Annotated in this window: 20 protein-coding genes; 10 read left to right on the top strand and 10 right to left on the bottom strand. The window is 59.1% G+C overall.

Annotated features, from left to right (window positions below):
* The first annotated feature begins 19 nt into the window (after positions 1-19).
* Both arfB and ACSV9I_RS14985 read left to right on the top strand, forming a co-directional pair.
* Positions 20-454, top strand: a complete 435-nt coding sequence (arfB, locus tag ACSV9I_RS14980) for an alternative ribosome rescue aminoacyl-tRNA hydrolase ArfB (protein WP_054159247.1) — start codon at positions 20-22, stop codon at positions 452-454.
* A 2-nt stretch (positions 455-456) separates the two neighbouring features.
* The gene (locus tag ACSV9I_RS14985; RefSeq protein WP_438329634.1) at positions 457-1,086 is read left to right on the top strand and encodes an alpha-ketoglutarate-dependent dioxygenase AlkB family protein; all 630 of its coding nucleotides are present in this window, start codon (positions 457-459) and stop codon (positions 1,084-1,086) included.
* 15 nt (positions 1,087-1,101) lie between these two features.
* Here ACSV9I_RS14985 and coaA read toward each other — a convergent pair whose 3' ends face one another.
* The 6 genes from coaA to hisB form a co-directional block, all read right to left on the bottom strand.
* The gene (gene coaA, locus ACSV9I_RS14990; protein WP_054159249.1) at positions 1,102-2,097 is read right to left on the bottom strand and encodes a type I pantothenate kinase; all 996 of its coding nucleotides are present in this window, start codon (positions 2,095-2,097) and stop codon (positions 1,102-1,104) included.
* Positions 2,094-2,417, bottom strand: coding sequence for a phosphoribosyl-ATP diphosphatase (locus ACSV9I_RS14995; protein ID WP_054159250.1), 324 nt, complete (start codon positions 2,415-2,417; stop codon positions 2,094-2,096). The genes coaA and ACSV9I_RS14995 overlap by 4 nt, the downstream gene beginning before the upstream one ends.
* 16 nt (positions 2,418-2,433) lie before the next feature.
* Entirely contained in the window at positions 2,434-3,210 is a 777-nt protein-coding gene (gene hisF / locus ACSV9I_RS15000; protein ID WP_054159251.1) for an imidazole glycerol phosphate synthase subunit HisF, read from the bottom strand.
* A 10-nt stretch (positions 3,211-3,220) separates the two neighbouring features.
* Positions 3,221-3,955, bottom strand: a complete 735-nt coding sequence (gene hisA / locus ACSV9I_RS15005) for a 1-(5-phosphoribosyl)-5-[(5-phosphoribosylamino)methylideneamino]imidazole-4-carboxamide isomerase (RefSeq protein WP_438329635.1) — start codon at positions 3,953-3,955, stop codon at positions 3,221-3,223.
* Positions 3,956-3,976: 21 nt separating this feature from the next.
* Positions 3,977-4,627: an imidazole glycerol phosphate synthase subunit HisH gene (hisH, locus tag ACSV9I_RS15010; RefSeq protein ID WP_438329637.1), complete on the bottom strand. Its 651-nt coding sequence runs from the start codon at positions 4,625-4,627 to the stop codon at positions 3,977-3,979.
* Positions 4,628-4,711: 84 nt separating this feature from the next.
* A complete protein-coding gene (hisB, locus tag ACSV9I_RS15015; protein WP_054159254.1) occupies positions 4,712-5,308 on the bottom strand; it encodes an imidazoleglycerol-phosphate dehydratase HisB in 597 nt (198 codons plus the stop codon).
* A gap of 202 nt (positions 5,309-5,510) precedes the next feature.
* Between hisB and hslV the strand changes: the two genes are divergently transcribed.
* The 6 genes from hslV (at position 5,511) to ACSV9I_RS15045 (ending at position 14,341) form a co-directional block, all read left to right on the top strand.
* On the top strand, positions 5,511-6,038 hold the full coding sequence (hslV, locus tag ACSV9I_RS15020) for an ATP-dependent protease subunit HslV (RefSeq protein ID WP_054159255.1): 528 nt from the start codon (positions 5,511-5,513) through the stop codon (positions 6,036-6,038).
* Between the two features lie 70 nt (positions 6,039-6,108).
* Complete coding sequence (gene hslU, locus ACSV9I_RS15025; protein WP_054159256.1) at positions 6,109-7,416, top strand: ATP-dependent protease ATPase subunit HslU; 1,308 nt, start codon at positions 6,109-6,111, stop codon at positions 7,414-7,416.
* 83 nt (positions 7,417-7,499) lie between these two features.
* Positions 7,500-8,528 carry a DUF1402 family protein gene (locus ACSV9I_RS15030; RefSeq protein WP_438329677.1) on the top strand — a complete coding sequence of 343 codons (1,029 nt, stop codon included), beginning with the start codon at positions 7,500-7,502 and terminating at the stop codon, positions 8,526-8,528.
* A gap of 38 nt (positions 8,529-8,566) precedes the next feature.
* Positions 8,567-9,970 carry a cytochrome P450 gene (locus ACSV9I_RS15035; RefSeq protein ID WP_438329640.1) on the top strand — a complete coding sequence of 468 codons (1,404 nt, stop codon included), beginning with the start codon at positions 8,567-8,569 and terminating at the stop codon, positions 9,968-9,970.
* Positions 9,971-10,063: 93 nt separating this feature from the next.
* Positions 10,064-12,070, top strand: coding sequence for a hydantoinase/oxoprolinase N-terminal domain-containing protein (locus ACSV9I_RS15040; protein ID WP_438329642.1), 2,007 nt, complete (start codon positions 10,064-10,066; stop codon positions 12,068-12,070).
* Between the two features lie 99 nt (positions 12,071-12,169).
* Positions 12,170-14,341: a malate synthase G gene (locus ACSV9I_RS15045; RefSeq protein WP_438329644.1), complete on the top strand. Its 2,172-nt coding sequence runs from the start codon at positions 12,170-12,172 to the stop codon at positions 14,339-14,341.
* Between the two features lie 77 nt (positions 14,342-14,418).
* Here the strand turns inward: ACSV9I_RS15045 and ACSV9I_RS15050 are convergent, their stop codons facing one another.
* The gene (locus ACSV9I_RS15050; RefSeq protein WP_438329646.1) at positions 14,419-15,084 is read right to left on the bottom strand and encodes a L,D-transpeptidase; all 666 of its coding nucleotides are present in this window, start codon (positions 15,082-15,084) and stop codon (positions 14,419-14,421) included.
* A gap of 37 nt (positions 15,085-15,121) precedes the next feature.
* Here ACSV9I_RS15050 and ACSV9I_RS15055 point away from each other — a divergent pair, with 37 nt between their 5' ends.
* Together ACSV9I_RS15055 and ACSV9I_RS15060 are read left to right on the top strand one after the other, a co-directional pair.
* A complete protein-coding gene (locus ACSV9I_RS15055; protein ID WP_156318606.1) occupies positions 15,122-15,265 on the top strand; it encodes a hypothetical protein in 144 nt (47 codons plus the stop codon).
* Positions 15,262-15,738 carry an MmcB family DNA repair protein gene (locus ACSV9I_RS15060; RefSeq protein WP_438329647.1) on the top strand — a complete coding sequence of 159 codons (477 nt, stop codon included), beginning with the start codon at positions 15,262-15,264 and terminating at the stop codon, positions 15,736-15,738. The genes ACSV9I_RS15055 and ACSV9I_RS15060 overlap by 4 nt, the downstream gene beginning before the upstream one ends.
* 2 nt (positions 15,739-15,740) lie before the next feature.
* On the opposite strand, the gene ACSV9I_RS15065 is transcribed toward ACSV9I_RS15060, so the two are convergent.
* The 3 genes from ACSV9I_RS15065 to hrpB all read right to left on the bottom strand — a co-directional run bounded on the left by ACSV9I_RS15065 (position 15,741) and on the right by hrpB (position 20,190).
* Complete coding sequence (locus tag ACSV9I_RS15065; RefSeq protein ID WP_054159263.1) at positions 15,741-16,319, bottom strand: ActR/PrrA/RegA family redox response regulator transcription factor; 579 nt, start codon at positions 16,317-16,319, stop codon at positions 15,741-15,743.
* A 72-nt stretch (positions 16,320-16,391) separates the two neighbouring features.
* Complete coding sequence (locus tag ACSV9I_RS15070; RefSeq protein WP_438329648.1) at positions 16,392-17,693, bottom strand: ActS/PrrB/RegB family redox-sensitive histidine kinase; 1,302 nt, start codon at positions 17,691-17,693, stop codon at positions 16,392-16,394.
* Between the two features lie 19 nt (positions 17,694-17,712).
* Complete coding sequence (gene hrpB / locus ACSV9I_RS15075) at positions 17,713-20,190, bottom strand: ATP-dependent helicase HrpB (protein WP_438329679.1); 2,478 nt, start codon at positions 20,188-20,190, stop codon at positions 17,713-17,715.
* Positions 20,191-20,953 lie beyond the last annotated feature (763 nt).

Consider the following 20,953-nt stretch of genomic DNA (forward strand, 5'->3'; position numbering starts at 1 on the left):
GACCGAGAGAACAGACGACATGGCCAGCGAACCGCTTCACATCAACAACCGCATCACGATTGCAGGTTGGGAACTGACCGAGCAATTCGTGCTCGCAGGCGGTCCCGGTGGACAGAATGTCAACAAGGTGTCCACCGCCGTCCAGCTCTTCTTCAATCTTTTGGGATCGCCCGCGCTCAATGACAGGGTCAAGCAGAATGCGGTAAAGCTCGCCGGTCGGCGCATGTCCAAGGAAGGCGTGCTGATGATCGAGGCTAACCGGTTTCGAAGTCAGGAGCGCAACCGCGAAGATGCCCGCGAACGCCTGAAGGAATTGATCCTTGAGGCTGCCAAGCCGCCACCGCCGCCACGCAAGAAAACCAAACCGTCCAAGGGCTCGATTGAACGCCGCCTCAAGGAAAAATCAGGCAGGTCGGAGGTCAAGAAAATGCGCGGCAAGCCACCGGGAGATTGACCATGGCCGCGAAGCCAGCCGAGATTACCCTGCAATCCGGTCTTCGTTATATGCCAGGGCGGCTTGGCCGTGACGAGCAGGAAAAATTGGTGGGCACGATCCGGGATATTGTTGCCCGTGCTCCCCTCTATGTCCCTGTGATGCCGGGTTCCGGGCGTCCCATGTCCGTGCGGATGACCAATTGCGGTCCGCTTGGATGGGTAACCGACAAGGACCGTGGCTACCGATATCAAGCAAACCATCCGACAACCGGCGAGCCCTGGCCGGACATTCCCTCTGTCCTTCTCGATCTCTGGCGCGACTTGTCCGGCCACTCCAAGGATCCGGAAGCGTGTCTGGTGAACTTCTACGCCGATGAGGCCAAGATGGGCCTGCACCAGGATCGGGACGAGAAGGACCTCGCAGCGCCAGTACTCTCTATATCTCTGGGCAATACCTGCCTCTTCAGAATTGGTGGGCTCGAGCGGACCGACCGGACGAAATCGCTGAGACTGGAAAGCGGCGATATCTTCATTCTCGGCGGGGAAGGGCGTCTGTGCTACCACGGCGTCGACCGGATTTATCCGGGCACATCCACGTTGCTGAAGGCGGGCGGCCGCATCAATCTGACCCTCCGTCGGGTCAATCCATAGCCGGCAATCGATCGCTTACAGTTTTCTCAGGGCGACCGTTTCCACGAGATGGTTCTTGCCCTTGCGCAGGATCAGATCGGCTCGAGGCCGGCTCGGCAGGATGTTTTCCCGAAGGTTCTTCAGGTTGATGTTGGTCCAAAGACCCTCGGCGATCTCGATCGCCTCGGCTTCACTGATTGTCGCATAGCGATGGAAGTAGGAATTCGGATCTCGAAAGGCCGTCTGCCTCAGCTTCATGAAGCGGTCGACATACCACCGATGCGTCGCATTCTCGTCTGCGTCGATATAGATCGAGAAGTCGAAGAAGTCAGACACCATCGGCACGATCTTGCCGTCTGCCGGCAGATTGCGCGACTGCAGCACGTTGATGCCTTCGAAGATCAGGATGTCGGGACGGTCGATCACCCTGAATTCGTCGGGAAGAACGTCATAGGTCAAGTGTGAGTAGCTTGGCGCCTTGACGTTTGGCAGTCCGGCCTTGATCGCTGACAGGAAACGCAAAAGCGCGCCGATATCGTAGCTCTCTGGAAAGCCCTTGCGGTTCAGAATGCCATTCTTGATCAAATGCGCATTCGGATAGAGGAAGCCGTCTGTTGTAACCAGATCAACCTTTGGGCTCGACGGCCAACGGGCCAAGAGCTCCTTGAGGATGCGGGCGGTCGTCGACTTTCCCACGGCCACGGAACCTGCAATGCCGATCACGAACGGTGTCTTGGACACATCTGACATACTGAGAAAGCGATTGCGCTGCTCGAATAGCAGTTGTGAGGATTCCACGTGCGAGGAGAGGAGTCGCGACAGTGAGAGGTAGATCCGACGCACTTCGTCGAGATCGATCGGGTCGTCGATCGAGCGCAGCCTGTGCACTTCGTCGGCCGTCAGCGTCAGCGGGGTGTCGGCGCGGAAATGCGCCCACTCTTCCGAGTTGAAGAACAGATAGGGCGAGTAGCCGTTGGCCTGAAAATGGTCGAGGACTTCTGGCGTTTCGGATTCCCGCATAGCTATTGTCATGGATCCTGCCGATTGGCCTTCTCGTTCAGGCCCGTCTGGGCGGTCCGACGCTCCAGTTCCTGCATCACGTCTTGTAGAGGTATGCCGCCAATTTTCAATACGACCATCAGGTGATAGAGCAAGTCGGCGCTCTCGTAGACGAGGTTCTCACGGTCGCCCGTCACCGCTGCCATCACCGCTTCAATCGTTTCCTCGCCAAGCTTCTTCGCGGCCTTGCTCTGGCCACCGGCCACGAGTTTTGCCGTCCAGGATTCCGATGGGCTTGCATTCGCCCGCTCTGCGACGATTGCTTCGAGATCTGTCAGTGAGAAAGAGGTCATTCTGGTTTCCCTGAGATCAGTCAAGACGCATGGCGATGCCGGCAGCAGCCATATGCGCCTTCGCCTCGGCGATCGAATAGGTGCCGAAGTGGAAGATCGAGGCCGCCAGAACAGCCGTAGCGTGACCATCGCGAATGCCGGCGACCAGATCGTCAAGCGATCCTACACCTCCGGATGCGATCACCGGCACACGGACGCTGTCTGCGATCGTGCTGGTGAGCCCGATGTCGTAGCCGCTCTTGGTGCCGTCTCGATCCATCGACGTGACAAGCAACTCGCCGGCGCCACGTTCGACCATCTTGATCGCAAACTCTACAGCGTCGATGCCGGTGGACTGCCGGCCGCCATGGGTGAAAATCTCCCACCGAGGCACTTCGTTTTCACGTGAAACCTTCTTCGCATCGATCGAAACGACAATGCACTGGTTGCCGAACTTGTCTGCGGCTTCTGCCACGAAATCCGGGTTCTTGACCGCTGCCGAGTTGATCGAGACTTTGTCCGCACCGCAGAGTAGGAGCTTGCGGATGTCGGACACAGCACGCACGCCGCCGCCAACGGTGAGGGGCATGAAGCAGTGGTCTGCCGTCTGGGCCACGACGTCGAAGATTGTGTCGCGGTTGTCTGATGATGCCGTGATGTCGAGGAAGCACAGTTCGTCGGCCCCGGCTGCATCATAGGCTTTCGCAGCTTCGACCGGATCGCCGGCATCGATCAGATCAACGAAGTTTACGCCTTTCACGACGCGGCCGTCCTTGACGTCGAGGCAGGGAATGACTCGGGCCTTGAGTGTCATGATCTGGTCCTCAGCTTCTTACGGACTTGATAAGTGCCAACGCTTCCGCAGGATCGATACGACCATCATAGAGCGCGCGACCGGAAATCGCACCTTCCAGTTTACGGGCATCCGGCTCGATCATCCGGCGGATGTCGTCCATGGAGGCGAGGCCGCCCGACGCAATGACTGGGATCGACACTGCATTGGCCAGCTCGAGCGTCGAGCTCCAGTTGATGCCGGTCAGAATCCCGTCGCGGTCTATATCGGTATAAATGATGGCGGCCACCCCTGCGCCTTCGAAGCGCTGAGCGAGCTCGACCACGCCGAGTTCCGACGCTTCGGCCCAGCCCTCGACGGCGACCTTGCCGCCCTTGGCGTCGATGCCGACGGCGACCTTGCCGGGGAAGCGCTTACAGGCTTCGATGACGAGGCCCGGATCGCGAACGGCCACTGTCCCCAGGATTACACGGGACAGGCCTCGAGACAGCCAGTTCTCGATATGCTCCAGGGTCCGGATGCCGCCACCGAGCTGCACCGGGTTGCGGGTCGCTGCAAGGATCGCATCGACGGCAGCGCCATTGACGCTTTCGCCGGCAAAGGCACCGTTCAGATCGACCACATGCAGCCACTCGAAGCCCTGATCCTCGAATGCACGTGCCTGCGCACCCGGGTCGGGATTGTAAACGGTGGCCTGCTCCATATCGCCTAGCTTGAGGCGAACGCACTGGCCGTCCTTGAGATCGATGGCGGGGAAAAGGATCATGCTGCGTGTCCTTTGGGGGGATCAGGGCGCCCAGGTGAGGAAGTTGGCGATCAGCTTCAGGCCGAGTGCCTGGCTTTTCTCCGGGTGGAATTGCGCGCCGACCATGTTGTCTCGACCGACAAACGCCGTCATCGGGCCCCCATAGTCGGTCGTCGCAATCACCTCATCGGAATTCTGCGCCGCCAGGTGATAGGAATGCACAAAATAGGCATGCAGGCCGTTGGCACCCGTCTGGATGCCGTCAAACAGCGGATGTGGACGGTTGAGCGTCAGCGTATTCCACCCAATCTGCGGGATCTTCAGACTGGCATCCGAAGGCGTCATTTCCACGACATCGCCCTTGATCCAGCCGAACCCGTCCGTCACGGTCTTTTCCAAACCGCGTGACGACATCAGCTGCATGCCGACGCAAATTCCGAAAAAGGGGCGGGCCTTCACATCCACGACCTCGGAGATGGCCTCATGCATGCCGGGAACAGCATCCAGCCCTCGGCGGCAATCGGCATAGGCGCCGACGCCCGGAAGCACGATGCGGTCAGCCGAAGCGACGCGTTCCGCCTTGTCGGTCAGGTCAATCTCGGCGTCGACGCCGGCCTCGCGCGCCGCGCGTTCGAAGGCTTTGGTGGCAGAACGCAGATTGCCGGATCCGTAGTCGATAATGGCCACACGCATGTTTCTTATCCTTTCTGCTCGACGGCTGTCGGTCAAGGATTCAGCCGGAGCAAGGTGGCAGGTCTCCCGCAGGAGACGTCGCCCTTAAACCAGGGTACCCTTCGTCGAAGGGATACGGCTTGCCTGACGCGGATCAATTTCAGTTGCCACGCGCAAAGCCCGGGCCACTGCTTTGAAACACGTCTCGGCGATATGGTGGTTATTGGCACCATAATGGTTGAGCACATGCAGCGTGATACCGGCATTCTGGGCAAGCGCCTGAAAGAATTCACGCACCAGTTCCGTGTCGAACGTACCGATTTTCGGTGCGCTGAAATTGACGTTCCAGACGAGGAACGGCCGGCCCGAGACGTCGATCGCAGCCTTCGTCATGGTTTCATCCATGGCCAGATCGATCGAGGAATAGCGCGTAATGCCCTTGCGGTCGCCGAGAGCCTTGGAGATCGCCTGCCCGAGTGCAATACCGGTGTCCTCGACCGTGTGGTGGTCATCGATATGAAGGTCGCCCTTCACATTGATCGTCATGTCGATCAGGGAATGGCGGCAGAGTTGGTCGAGCATATGATCGAAAAAGCCCACACCTGTCGAAATCTCGGCCTTGCCGGTGCCGTCGATATCAACGGACACGGACACGGAGGTCTCGTTGGTTTTGCGGGAAATTTCGCCTTTACGCTCTGCCATCTGGCCGCTCCATCGCTCAATTGGCCCTCCCTTATCAGCCGTGCACAGAAATATCCAGAAGTTACATTGCGTTGTCGCAAGGCGGCGATGGGCAGTTTCGTGCCAGATTGCAATCGTTGAAAGCCAACTTACATAGGTTCCGACGAAAGGGCGCTTGGGTCGCCCAGCAGAGGGTCTGCAAGGGCAGGCGAACAGGTGACGAATGACGACGATTATTACAGTCCGCAAGGGTGGCAAGGTGGTGATGGCTGGTGACGGGCAGGTGAGCCTCGGCCAGACCGTAATGAAGGGGAATGCCCGCAAGGTTCGCCGGATCGGCAAGGGGGGCGACGTGATTGCTGGCTTTGCCGGGGCGACTGCCGATGCTTTCACGCTGCTCGACCGTCTTGAAAAGAAGCTCGAACAGTATCCGGGTCAGCTGATGCGGGCCGCTGTCGAGCTTGCCAAGGATTGGCGCACCGATAAATACCTGCGCAATCTCGAGGCCATGATGCTGGTGGCCGACAAGACGGTCACGCTGGCCATCACCGGTAATGGGGATGTCCTGGAGCCAGAACATGGAACCATCGCGATCGGCTCTGGCGGGAACTACGCCTATGCGGCGGCCCGCGCGCTGATGGATACCGACAAGTCTGCCGAGGACATTGCCACGCGTGCGCTGACGATTGCCGGCGAGATCTGCGTTTATACCAATACCAATATGGTGGTCGAAACCCTCGACGCGGCTTGATCGCCGAAACGAGGCAGGCATTCACATATCCGATGCGCGTATTCGCGACATCGCCAGGAGCAAGTCCCACATGACAAATTTTTCTCCGCGCGAGATCGTTTCCGAACTCGATCGCCACATCATCGGCCAACACGATGCCAAACGCGCGGTTGCGATCGCGCTCCGCAACCGCTGGCGTCGTCAGCAGTTGTCGGAGGACCTGCGTGATGAGGTGATGCCGAAGAACATCCTGATGATTGGCCCGACCGGTGTCGGCAAGACCGAAATCTCGCGGCGATTGGCCAAGCTCGCGGGCGCCCCCTTTATCAAGGTGGAGGCGACAAAGTTTACCGAGGTTGGTTATGTCGGCCGCGACGTAGAACAGATCATTCGCGATCTCGTTGAAATCGGCATCACTCTCGTGCGTGATCGCAAGCGTCAGGACGTGCAGGCCAAGGCCCATGCGCTCGCCGAGGAACGGGTCCTTGATGCTCTGGTTGGCGCTACGGCATCGCCAGCCACCCGCGACAGCTTCCGCAAAAAGCTGCGCGACGGGCAGCTCGACGACAAGGAAATCGATATCGAAGTTGCCGACAGTGCATCGGGCATGCCGGGCTTTGAACTTCCGGGCATGCAGGGCGGCAATGTCGGTATCCTCAACCTCTCCGAAATGTTCGGCAAGGCTATGGGAAACCGGACGAAGAAGGTACGCACCACCGTCAAGGCGTCCTACAGCGACCTAATCCGTGACGAGTCTGACAAGCTGATCGACAATGAAGTGATCCAGCGCGAAGCGCTTCGCTCGGTCGAGAATGATGGCATCGTTTTCCTCGACGAGATCGACAAGATCGCTGCCAGAGAAGGTGCAATGGGTGCCGGCGTCTCTCGCGAAGGTGTGCAGCGCGATCTACTGCCTCTCGTCGAAGGGACAACCGTTTCGACCAAGTATGGCCCGGTGAAGACGGATCACATCCTCTTCATCGCTTCCGGTGCCTTCCACGTTTCGAAGCCATCCGATCTGCTGCCGGAACTGCAGGGCCGACTACCGATCCGGGTGGAGTTGAAACCGCTCACAAAGGAGGATTTCCGCCGTATCCTGACCGAGACGGAGGCAAGCCTCATCCGGCAGTACAAGGCCTTGATGGCCACTGAGGAACTGGACCTCGATTTTACCGAAGACGCGATCGATGCGCTTGCAGATGTCGCCGTTCACCTTAACGAAACCGTCGAGAATATCGGTGCGCGCCGCCTCCAGACGGTCATGGAAAGAGTGCTGGACGAAGTATCATTTCATGCGCCCGACCGTGGCGGTCAGGTGGTCATGGTGGATTCGGCCTATGTGCAGGAGCATGTCGGAGATCTGGCCGCCGATACGGATCTCAGTCGCTATATCCTGTGATCTTTGTGCATCTACGGATCACTTTTGCGCCGCAAGTGCCATGAAAGTGAGAGGGGGCTGTGTCGACAATGCAGTCCCCGCTTATGTATGGAGTTGCCGTCGATCTACGGCCATCCGACACATCCAGATCTTTCAGATCGGCCGCGTTCAGGACAGTGCAAGTGCTACGCATTTCAAGGATCATCGTATTAGGCTTGGCTCTGCAAGGAGCCCTCTTTGCCCAGGCAAACGCTGCTCAACCGGTTCCCCCCGGTAACCGGCACGCAGAACAACCCGAAGTTCCCGGCGCTTCCGTGCGCAGAACTCGCGCCGGCAAGACCTCGTTTGATGATAAATACGAGAAGGTTCGCGAACTTCTGGCGACTGACTCTGCGCTTGTTGGAAAGATCAAGAAGACGGCGGCTGCTTACGGGATCGCGCCCATTCACATGGTCGGCGCGATTGTCGGCGAACACACCTATAATGTTGACGCCTATGACAGCCTCCAAAGCTATTACGTAAAGGCAGCATCCTACGCCGGTAACAGCTTCCGCTTCGCCTACAAGGACGAGGGCATTTCGGATTTTGTGGCGCGTCCCGAATTCGCTGAATGCGCGGCACTTTCCGACTCCTATCGTCTGTGGACATGCCGGGAGAATATTTGGGAAGCGCAGTTCCGCGGTAAGACAATTGACGGAAAATCCTATCCGAACAATCGCTTCAGTGCCGTCTTCTTCCAGCCCTTCTACGCTGGACAAACGTTTGGTCTTGGCCAGATTAATCCGCTGACGGCGTTGATGCTGTCGGATCTGGTCAGCCAGAAGTCGGGCTATAAAAAGCTAGACGCTGATGACGCAGCTGGCGTCTACAAGGCGATCATGGATCCCGACATTTCGCTCGCCTTCATGGCAGCGGTGATCCGCAAGTCGATCGATGACTACAAGACGATTGCCGACATCGATATCTCGACGAACCCTGGTGTTACGGCGACCCTTTTCAATATCGGTGGATCGCAACAGCGAGCCCGTACGCTTGCGAGTCGTCGGGCAAGCGGTGCGGCGAATTGGCCCGAAGAGAACTATTACGGCTGGCTGATCAATGATCGGCTGGACGAGCTGGAGCAGCTGCTCTAACTCCTCCGGAGTCATTCGGGCTCCGGGGAGACAATCTTATGGACGCAAAGCTTCGCAGCCCCGGTTTTGAACCGCCCGCGCCGATACCGCGTACGGTTCCGCCGAGCCGGCTTGAGATCATTCGAACGGTCTTGAGGAACCCTCTCGAGCTCTGGGGGCTCCCTTCCTACACCTGGCCCTGGATCGTCACCCGATTTTTCGGCCAGACGACGATTATCGCCAATGACCCCGGTCTGATCCGGCATGTGCTGGTCGACAATGCAGCAAACTATGAAATGTCCGAAGTCCGCCAGCTTGTGCTGCGGCCGATCCTGCGCGACGGATTGCTGACGGCTGAAGGCCCTGTGTGGAAGCGGTCGCGAAAAGCGATGGCGCCGGTTTTCACGCCTCGCCATGCCCGAGGCTTTGCCCTGCAGATGCGCGAACAGAGCGAACTGTTCATTTCGCGTTATGCGGCAGGCGAGGAAGGAGTCGTGCGCGACATTGCCGTGGACATGACGGAACTGACCTACGCCATCCTGTCTGAAACGCTGTTTTCTGGCGGCATCGTCTCCGAACAGGGCGATTTCGCCAGGGATGTCGACGACCTCTTGCACAGCATGGGGCGTATCGATCCTTTCGATCTTCTGCGCGCGCCCAAGTGGGTGCCGCGCCTGACCCGCATTCGCGGCATCGGCGTTTTGAAAAAGTTCCGCGCACTCGTGCGCCGCACGATGGACCGGCGGCGGCGTCTAATGTCGGAAGATCGAGCCACAGCCCCAGACGATTTTCTTACCCTGCTGCTTGAGCTTGAACGCCCCGATGGGCTGACCTCCGAGGAGATCGAGGACAATATACTGACCTTCATTGGCGCAGGTCACGAGACGACGGCGCGCGCTCTGGCTTGGACCTTCTATTGTGTAGCCCATTGCCCGGAAGTTCGTCAGGCTATGGAAGCTGAAATCGATACCGTTCTGGCTCAAGCGGTCGATCCCGTCGACTGGCTGGATCGCATGCCGCATGTGCGTGCCGCCTTCGAGGAGGCAATGCGCCTGTATCCGCCAGCGCCCTCGATCAATCGCGATGCGATTGCGGATGACCGCTATGTGGCATCAAACGGTGAGGTGGTTGAGATCGAGAAGGGGACGACCGTGCTGGTGATGCCCTGGACGCTGCATCGCCATGAACTTTACTGGGAAAGCCCTCGTACATTTGACCCCAGCCGATTTCTGCCTGAGAATCGCGAAAAGATTGGCCGTTTCCAGTACCTACCCTTCGGTGCCGGACCACGGGTCTGCATCGGTGCGACTTTTGCACTGCAGGAAGCCGTGATCGCGCTCGCCGTGCTGATGCATCGCTATCGTTTCGATGTCACCCCGGAGACCAAGCCCTGGCCGGTGCAAAAGCTGACAACCCAGCCCGCAGGCGGCTTACCGATGCGCGTCACGCCTCGCCACGGCTGATTGCGCCGCCGATCTGGCGCAGCTGCGCTGGAAAAGCGGGTATCTGCCGTGCAATAAGATCCGCTCGAAGGAAAAGCGGGATGAGGAGAGAGTGTGTCTGCAGATTTCATGCTCGGCATCGACACGGGCGGCACCTACACGGATGCTGTCATCTATAGCGATACATCGGGGCTCATCGCCAAGGCCAAGGCGCTGACATCTCGTCATGACCTTGCTGTTGGTATTGGAGAAGCGCTGGAAAACGTTCTTCAGACCTCCGGCATCACGCCGTCAACTATCGGACTGGTGTCCTTGTCGACAACGCTTGCGACCAATGCATTGGTTGAAGGGCAGGGCGGTCGCGCCGCCCTCGTCATGATTGGCTTTGGACCTGAAGACCTCAAACGTGACGGGCTTTTTGAGGCCCTTGGCTCGGACCCGGTCGTCTTCCTTGCGGGTGGCCACGATGTGCATGGGAATGAGACGCCTCTCGATCTCGACGCCCTGGAGGCGGTGCTCGACGATCTCTCGCAGACAGTGTCTTCCTTTGCTGTTGCGGGTTATTTCGCTGTTCGCAATCCAAGCCATGAGATCAGGGTTCGTGATCTCATTCGTGCCCGGTCAGGCTTGCCGGTCACCTGCAGCCACGAACTATCGTCCAAGCTTGGTGGCCCCCGCCGCGCCTTGACCACGCTTCTCAATGCCCGATTGGTCTCCATGATCGATCGCCTGATCGGTTCGGCCGAGCGCTATCTCAGGAACCGTGGCATCAAGGCCCCTTTGATGGTGGTGCGTGGTGATGGGGCACTGATTTCCTCGGATGAGGCGCGCCTTCGCCCGATCGAAACCATCCTGTCGGGCCCGGCCGCGAGCCTCGTCGGCGCGCGCCATCTGACCGGGCACGCCAATGCGGTCGTGTCCGATATCGGTGGCACGACCACGGATGTGGCCGTGATGGAGGATGGATTGCCGCGGCTTGATCGTGACGGTGCTGTTGTCGGTGGTTACCGCACCATGGTCGAGGCGGTCGCCATGCGGACCTTTGGTCTCGGCGGCGATTCGGAAGTGCGGTTCGATGATCGCGGACTGAAAGGTCGTATCGAACTTGGACCACGCCGACTTGTGCCCTTGAGCCTTGCAGCATCCCTCCATGAGACGTCAGTCCTGCCGCATCTGGAGCGGCAACTGCGCAACGCTCACAACGGTCGATATGACGGCCGATTTGCTGTGCGAACTGGCGTACCGGATTCCCTGGCGGCTGGCCTGCAGGTGCAGGAAGCAAGCCTGTTTGCCCGTCTCGGTGCAGAACCGCTACCGCTGGATCAGTTGATCACGGTTACCCAGCAGGTTGCGACCCTCGACCGCCTCGTTGCCCGCGGCCTCGTACACATTTGCGGCCTCACGCCTTCGGATGCCATGCATGTCTTGGGCCGACAGTCACAGTGGAGCCGCCAGGCAGCTGACTTGGGTCTGCAACTGGCCATCCGCCGCAAGGATGGGTCCGGCAGGCCGATCGCGTCCTCGGCCGAAGACCTGGCTGAAAGAATTGCCGACCGCCTGAGCCGCCAGTCGGTGGAGGTCATTCTGGCATCGACCTTGGCGGAAGACGGTCTATCGGACATTGATCCGGCGAAGTCGATTCTAATCGAGCAGGCGTTGAGCCGCAGCGAAGGCATCACCCGGTTTCGCCTCTCTCTGGATCGCCCCTTGATTGGTCTGGGAGCCTCTGCCGGCGTCTATTATCCGGCGATCGCCGCTATGCTGTCCGCCGAATGCAGTGTTCCAGCCGATGCCGATGTGGCCAATGCGATCGGCGCCGTGGTCGGCCAGGTGCGTTGCAGTGTCTCCTTGCTGGTGACGTCTCCCGAAGAAGGCCTCTATATTCTGTCGGGCGACGGTGCCACGCGGCGTTTTGCCGATGAGGGTCTGGCGCTCGACACAGCGCGAGCCCGAGCCCGCGAACTGGCAATAGAAAGGGCAGAGGCCAGCGGTGCCGTTGATCTTTCTCTATCCTTCTCGGAGCAGATGGAGGCACCGGAGATCGAAGGGCGCAAAAGGCTGATTGAGGCACGCATCTTCGCCACCGCCAGTGGTCGGCCCCGCCATGCACGCGAGAAGTGAATTTCTAAAATAGAAATAATATTTGTCATTTATGCCTGATTGACTATCAATTTGTCATGGGGATGACTGCTGTCACGCAAATATGGAGTGGGAACAGCGATGGTTTACGTCAAGGAAAACGGGCTCTCGATCGACGAGCGGCTTTATGACTTCGTCTGCAAGCATGCCATCCCGGGAACCGGCATTGATTCCAAGGCCTTCTTTGCTGGCCTGTCCGACATCATTCATGATCTCGCACCAAAGAATCGTGCCCTTCTCGCCAAACGTGACGAATTTCAGACTCAGATCGACGCATGGTACCGCGAAAATGGTGCACCGGTTGATCTTGCCGCTTATGAAAGTTTCCTCAGGCAGATCGGCTACCTTCTGCCGGAAGGCGAGGCATTCTCCATAGACACAGGCAATGTCGACGCCGAGATCGCGTCTATTGCCGGTCCACAGCTCGTGGTTCCCGTCATGAACGCCCGCTATGCCTTGAATGCCGCCAATGCGCGGTGGGGTTCGCTCTATGATGCGCTTTACGGCACCGATGCCATTTCGGAAGCGGATGGAGCGGAGAAGGGCAAGGGCTACAATCCCGTGCGCGGCCAGAAGGTCATCGACTGGGCGCGAGACTTCCTCGGCCGGTCCGCCCCGCTGGCAGCTGGCGATTGGTCAAGGGTCGCAGCGCTCTCGGTCGAAGGTGATTCCCTGTCGATTAAGCTTGCGGATGGCTCCATCACCGGCTTGGCTGATCCGGCGCAGTTTGCCGGCTATCGTGGGGAAGGATCCAAGCCTGAAGCCATTCTGCTCCGCAAGAACGGTCTGCATGTCGAGATCATGATCGACACCACGGGCGTAATTGGGCGATCAGACCCAGCGGGCATCAACGATGTCCGACTCGAATCGGCTATCACCACAATCATGGACTGCGAGGACTCCGTCGCCGCTGTTGATGCCGAAGACAAGGTCGTCGTCTACACGAATTGGCTGGGCTTGATGCGCGGCGATCTGACTGAAGAAGTCAGCAAGGCCGGTAAAACCTTCACGCGCGCCCTCAACGATGATGTCGACTATGTCGCCCCAGGTGGAGCGGCAGCGACGCTTCCCGGTCGCTCGCTGATGCTGGTCCGGAATGTCGGCCACCTGATGACCAATCCGGCGATCCTCGACAAGGATGGCAATGAAGTGCCCGAAGGTATCATGGATGCGGCGGTGACCGGCCTCATCGCACTGCACGACATCGGACCTTCTGGCCGGCGGAAAAACTCGCGCGCCGGCTCCATGTATGTCGTCAAACCCAAGATGCATGGCCCCGAAGAGGTTGCCTTCGCCTGCGAGGTCTTCGCGCGCGTCGAAGCCCTTGTTGGCATGGCGCCCAACACGATCAAGATGGGCATCATGGATGAGGAGCGCCGCACCACCGTGAACCTCAAGGAGTGCATCCGCGCTGCCCGCGAGCGTGTCGTCTTCATTAATACCGGCTTCCTCGATCGCACTGGCGATGAAATCCATACGTCGATGGAGGCCGGACCAATGATCCGCAAGGGCGACATGAAGCAGGCAGCCTGGATCGCGGCCTATGAAAACTGGAATGTCGATATCGGGCTGGAATGCGGTTTGTCGGGCCATGCCCAGATCGGCAAGGGCATGTGGGCCATGCCGGATCTGATGGTTGCCATGCTGGAGCAAAAGATCGGTCATCCAAAGGCCGGCGCAAACACGGCTTGGGTCCCGTCGCCGACAGCCGCGACGCTGCACGCGACGCACTATCACAGCATCAACGTTGCAGAGATCCAGCGCGCGTTGATGTCACGTCCACGTGCAGCCCTGTCCGATATCTTGTCCGTACCTGTCGCTGCCAGGCCGAACTGGACGGATGAGGAGATCCAGCGCGAACTCGACAACAATGCCCAGGGTATTCTGGGTTACGTGGTACGCTGGGTCGACCAAGGGATCGGATGTTCCAAGGTGCCGGACATCAACAATGTCGGCTTGATGGAAGACCGTGCGACATTGCGGATTTCGGCTCAACACATCGCCAACTGGCTGCACCATGGAATTGCCTCCGAGGCACAGGTCATCGAAACGATGAAGCGGATGGCGGTGGTGGTCGATGGCCAGAATGCCGGCGATGCCGCCTATAATCCGATGGCCGTTGACTATGATGGATCCATTGCCTTCCAGGCAGCCCTTGAGCTCGTTCTCAACGGGCGCAGTCAGCCAAACGGCTATACGGAGCCTGTCTTGCATCGGCGTCGTCTCCAGCTGAAGGCCGCGCAAGCCGCCTGACCCGCTGTTTCCCCGGAACAGAAAAAGCCGCCGGATCGCTCCGGCGGCTTTGTTTATTGAGCGTCTGGAAACAGCTCTTACTGCTGCACGATGACCTTGGCCATGCGGCCCGGCTTGACCCGGTTGTAAAGATCAATGACGTCCTGGTTCATCAGGCGGATGCAGCCAGACGAAGCTGCCGTGCCGATGGACTTCCATTCTGGCGTTCCATGCAGGCGGAACAGGGTGTCCTGGCCCTCGGCATTGAAGAGGTAGAGTGCGCGTGCACCGAGCGGGTTCGTCAGGCCGGGCTCCATGCCCTTCTCGACATACTTTGCGATTTCGGGTCTGCGCTCTGCCATTTCCTTTGGCGGATGCCAGGTCGGCCATGCCTGCTTCCAGGCGATATACGCTTCACCTTCCCAGGCAAATCCCTGTTTGCCGACGCCGATACCATAACGAACGGCCTTGCCGCGTGGCAGCACGTAATAGAGGAAGCGTTCGCGTGTATTGACGATGATAGTTCCCGCCTTTTCGGCAGTCTTGTATTCGACGATTTGTCGATGATACTTCTTGTCGAGCTTCTCAACGGGAATCGACGGAAGCGCAAAACCAGCGTCCGTGACGCCGCCGTAGGAATCGCTGAAGATTTCCACCTTGGTCGTATCAGCGACTTCTTTGGTGTCGCCTGATGTGGTGGTGCAGCCTGCGAGGCCGAGCGACAGTGCAAGGCCGATCGCGGTTGTAAATGTGCGGAAGCGCATGAGATAAGCTCTTGAGATGTGGCGGGGAGATGGTGCCGTGACCATCGTCGAATATGGTTTATTTTGGATTAATCTCGGTCAAGCAAGTGTCATCTGTCACCGGCGCCTGATGGGGACAGCAAAGTGGCCGGCCATTGCTTTTTTGCAACAAGGTCAGGGCCAAAAGAGACTTAATACATGACGATAGTGTCGATCGGAGTTAACAATCCCCTAATTGACGGGCGACAGTCCGAGCGCGCCATGCTGATTCGCCGGGGCGTTCAGGTGCTTTTGTCCGAGATGGGGCTTGCGCTTCTGCCCGAATTGACGCTCTCGAATGGGCGCCGTGCCGATCTTATCGCGCTGACCGACAAGGGCGAGATCTGGATCATAGAGATCAAGTCCTCAATCGAGGACTTTCGTGTCGACAGGAAGTGGCACGAATATCGAGGCTTTTGCGATCGCTTGTTCTTCGCTACGCATGCGGGTGTGCCAGCATCCATATTTCCCGAAGACTGCGGACTTCTGCTGTCAGATGGGTATGGTGGCCATATCCTGCGCGACGCACCCGAGCACCGCCTTGCGCCGGCCACCCGAAAAGCCGTCACGCTGAATTTTTCGCGGGCGGCAGCGCATCGCCTGATGCAGGCAGAATGGACGGCCCGTACACCTTGAGACTACTTGGGTGCGCGTTTGGCCAGGATGCGCTGCAAGGTACGCCGATGCATGTTCAGGCGGCGTGCCGTCTCGGAGACATTGCGCTCACAGCTTTCATACACGCGCTGGATATGCTCCCAGCGAACCCGATCGGCAGACATCGGATTTTCGGGAATTTCCGCCTTTTCGCCCGGCCGCTGGGTGAGGGCGAGATAGATATCGTCCGCATCCGCCGGCTTTGCGAGATAGTCGAGGGCGCCGAGTTTAACAGCTGTCACGGCCGTGGCGATGTTTCCATATCCGGTCAGCACAATGATACGTGTGTCGCTCCGGCGCTCCCGTATGGCTTCAATGACATCGAGCCCGTTGCCGTCACCGAGCCTGAGGTCGACCACGGCGAAGCTTGGGGGGGCCTCCTTGGCCCTGGCAACGCCTTCAGCGACGGATCCGGCGAGATCTACGACAAATCCCCGGCTTTCCATCGCCCGGGCAAGGCGCCGAAGAAAAGGAGCGTCATCATCAACGATCAGCAAAGTGGGGTTCGGCCCCAGTGCAGAACTGCCGGTAGAGTTCACGGTCTGCGATACGACATCGGTCATGAGTGACAACCTTGGAATTGTTCTAACGTGGTCCTGTGCGAGTATATGGTCCTCACACCCCGGAAGGTAAAGTCATAAAGCCGTATCGACTTCCATGTATTCGCGCGGCCATGTGACGATGACTCGCGCACCGGGTCGCGCCGGGGCACCGTTCTCGAAACGCAGGCTGGCGCCTGATCTCTCCAGGAGCGTTTTGGCGATGAATAGGCCCAAACCCAAACCGCCCGCCCGGGAGTCGCGCTGACGGCTGGTTACGTAGGGTTCGCCGATCCGTTGAAGGACCCCCGCTGAGAAACCATCACCGTCGTCTTCGATCGTCACCCGTACTTCCGAATTGCTGTATTCGGTCGTCACCGTGACCTTCGACTGTGCATAGTCGACGGCGTTTTCGAGCAGGTTGCCAAGGCCGTAAAGGATGGCGGGATTGCGGGCGCCGATCGGTTCATTCGCCCTGTCGCTTTTCTCAATGAGTTCGACAACGATGCCGAACTCTCGGTGCGGCGCGATTACTTCCTCGATCATCGAGGAAAGCGGCAATTGACGCATATGCGCCTCGCCATCCGAGGTCAGGGTCGTCAAACGACGCAGAATGTCCCGGCATCGCTCGCTCTGGCTCCGGAGCAACTGCACGTCCTCCCGATAGCGCTCGTCATTGCCCAACTCCCGCTCCATTTCCTTGGCGACCACGCTGATCGTCGCGAGCGGTGTCCCCAACTCATGGGCAGCTGCGGCAGCGAGTCCATCCAGCTGATGCAGATGCTTTTCCCGCTGGAGAATGAGCTCCGTCGCGGTCAGTGCGTCGGCGAGCAAGGTTGATTCCTGGGAGACGCGATAGGCGTAAAAGGCAGCGAACGCCGTCATCGACACGATTGAGCTCCACATGGCCAGCTGCAGGAGCGGATGAACTTCGAGCGCCTGCCCGTCGAACCAAGGCAGTGAATAGGGCGTGAACGCGAATAGAGTGATGAAGGCGAGCGCGGTGACGAAAAGCGCGATGGACTGCCGACTTGGCTGCGATGCGAACGAGATGATGACCGGAATACAAATCAGCGGCGCGAAGGGATTGCTCAAGCCGCCGGTGATGAACAGGAGCGCCCCCATCTGGAAAAGATCGAGCGCCAGGACAGCAAAGGCTGCAGCCGGTTCAAGACGATAGGTTGCAGGAAAGGCAATCGACAGGAAGGTATTGGCAGCAGCCAGCGCTCCGATCAATACGAAGCAGGCGGTGAGGGGCATGGAAAACTGGAACCAGAACGCCACCAGCACCACCGTCAGCAGCTGCCCGGCGACCGCAACCCAGCGCAATCTGACCAGTGTTTCAAGCCTGAGCCGTCGACTGGACGGGCCAAACTTTGCGGCAAGATCAATGTTCATCGGCAGTGTCCTTCTTCTGTCAGGTGCCGCGCGGCTTCACTCTGTTCGTCGGATCGGCCGATGCCGGATCCTCCGGCCAGGGATGCTTGGGATATCGTCCGCGCATATCCGCCCGGACATCTTTCCAGGAGCCCCTCCAGAAACCCGGTAGATCGCGCGTTGTCTGAATGGGACGGTGCGCCGGCGAGGTCAACTCGAGAAGCAGTGGCAATTTGCCGCCGCCGATCGCAGGATGGACTTTGAGCCCGAACAGTTCCTGCACGCGGATCTGCACCACCGGCTCGTCCCCATCATACCGGATCGGATGGGCTTGTCCGGTTGGTGCAAGGAAATGGGTGGGAACCAGCTTGTCCATGTCACGCTGAAGCCCGTGCGGTACGAGTGAAGCCAGGCCATCCTGCAGCGAACTGCCCGAAATCTCCGAGAATCCGCCGATGCCGGACTGGAACGGCACGAACCATACATCCAGTGCGTCAAGAAGGGCTTCGTCCCGAACATCCGGCCATGGGGCACCCAGCGTGCGATGCAGGAAACCGAGCCTCTGACGAAACTGTTGACTGGTCTTTGAAAACGGCAGGGGCTGGAGACCGAGAAGTTTCACGCCTTCCGCCAATGCGAGCGCCGCCGCTTCCCCCTTGGGTTTCGGCAGAGGCTGTTCTTCAAGCGTGATGGCGCCGATCCGCGTCACGCGTCGCGCCCGAACCTGGCGGCTGTCGCTGTCGAATCCGCTCTCATCTCCGCGCGAGATCAGCTCAGGCATATGTTCGACAATGTCCGTGACCCTGATTTCCGCTGCAGCAAGAACCCGCGCGCGCGCAGCCTTGCCCGTGAGGTCTGCCACAACCAGCATGTCGGCTCCGGCAAGCCGTTCTGTCTCGGAGATTTCTGCACCGCGACCATTGGCGAGCACGAACCGGCCACGTCCGCCCCGCTGGCGTGCGATGCGATCGGGGAAGGCATGCATCAGAAGTATGCCCGCAGAAGCGCTCGGTACTGCGGGATCGCGGTCTTTCCGCGTCTCAACTCCATTGATCAGACGCGCTGCCAGCTGCCGTGCGGCCTTCGCTCGCTCTCCACCTTCGCGTCGGAAACGTCGTAGCCGTTCGTCCAGATCGATGTCATTGCCACCCAGACCCTGCTCGGTCATGAGCACGGCGAGTTCTGCCGCCTGCTGTCCGTCACCTGTGTCAGACGCCGCAAGCACCATGGCTGCCAGCCGGACAGGCAGCCCCATGCCCCGCATCTGTCGTCCCCGCGGTGTCAGATGATGGGCATCGTCCAGCGCGCCGAGCCGGACCAGAAGACTTCTCGCTTCAGATAGACTTGATAACGGCGGTTTGTCGAGCAGAGGGAATGTCTCCAGATCCTGTACGCCCCACTGCGCAAGATCGATGACAAGCCCTGTCAGGTCCGACGCCAGGATCTCTGGCGGCGTATAGGCGGGCAGCGCGGCTGTCTGGCCTTGATGCCATAGCCGGATCGCCGTGCCCGGTTCCGTTCTGCCGGCACGCCCGGCACGTTGATCGGCCGAAGCGCGCGAAACACGAACGGTCTCTAGACGCGTGATCCCCGTCGAAGCTTCGAAAACGGGAAGCCGCTGCAAGCCACTATCGATAACAACCCTGACCCCGTCGATGGTGATCGAGGTCTCGGCAATGGACGTGGCGAGGACGACCTTGCGCCGACCGGGAGGGCAGGGCCGTATGGCTGCGTCCTGCTCGGCCTGGTCGAGATTGCCGTAAAGGGGTGAGATGTCTGTGCCGGCCGGCAAGCGGCCCTCGAGCCTTTCCGCCACACGCCTGATTTCGGCCTGTCCCGGAAGAAAGGCAAGGATTGACCCTTCTTCTTCCTGCAGGGCCTGCAATATGGTTGCAGTCATCACATCTTCGATACGCTCCGTGCCGCTGCGATCGCGGTAGCGAATTTCGACCGGGTGGCTGCGCCCTTCACTGGCAACGATCGGCGGATCTTCAAGAAGCGCGGCGACACGCGCGACGTCGAGCGTCGCCGACATGACCAGGATCCGCAGATCCGGCCTCAGCGCCGCCTGAGCCTCAAGGGCCAGAGCCAAGCCGAGATCGGCATCGAGTGAACGCTCGTGAAATTCGTCGAACAGAATAGCCGCAACACCGGAGAGTTCGGGATCGTCGAGGATCATGCGCACGAACACACCCTCTGTCACCACTTCTATCCGCGTCTTTGCGGAGATCCGATTGTCGAGCCGCATGCGATATCCGACAGTCTCCCCTAGTTTTTCCCCGAGGAGCGATGCCATTCTGGCTGCCGCCGCGCGGGCGGCGAGCCGCCTTGGCTCAAGCAGGATGATCCGGCCGTCATCGCGCCAGGAGGCCGACAGAAGTGAAAGCGGAACAAGCGTGGTCTTGCCGGCACCTGGTGGCGCGGACAGCACAAGGCGGGTCTGCGTCTCCAGATGCGTCTGGATCTCATCCAGTTTGCCGCTGATCGGAAGATCGGGAGAAAAAGCGTCTGCCATTATCAGTTCGTCACCACATTAAGACCGCAAGGGCGTAAGGACCGTAGACTTTTTTCATTGTCGCGATTGGGGCGACCCGCTGGGGGCAGGGGACGGACCCTTGTTGGAAACCATGGCTCGCGTTAGGTGCCAGAGTGCTGGATATGACGGCGACGCACCCGCGCGGGGATCGAGATTTAGCATAATGAAGCGGCCTCCGTATCTGCGCCCTATAGAGTGCATGTCTGAGCCTACTCAAGGGAGCCTCGCCCATGCAAGGAGACCACCGTGAACCCGGCATTCCCGGGACAGGTCGGCTCCGTCAGAAGGTTACAAATGACATCGATGCAGATGTATCTTCAAATAAACTCCATAATTTCAGATGGTTATAAGATTTTATCAAAAATATGAAACTCCACTGTTGACGGTATAGGGCTCGAGCCGTATAAGCCGCTTCACCGAACGAGAGGCGGCGGCGCGGAAGCGGCGACGGACTGGTTCAGAAAGAAATCTTCTAGAAATTGGCTGAATTGCTGATTTGTTGCCCGGCTTTAGGGTTGGGCGGAGCGAGATTTTGTGACGGGTATTTCTCGTCTGTTTTTTGACAATTGAATATGGAAGAAAGAGAAACGTGGGCGGCGGTCTTGTGTGGATCGGGTCGAAAGACCTGGTCTTAGAAGACAAGATGACGGTCACGTTTTGATATGAGAACACCGGGTTTGACCGTTGAGGTTGAACCCTAGTGAGTTCTCGTCGATTCAGAACATACAGTGATTAGTCTAGATTG

Origin of the sequence: Rhizobium sp. G187 (assembly GCF_051549525.1) — a bacterium.
In the GTDB taxonomy this organism is placed as follows: domain Bacteria; phylum Pseudomonadota; class Alphaproteobacteria; order Rhizobiales; family Rhizobiaceae; genus Allorhizobium.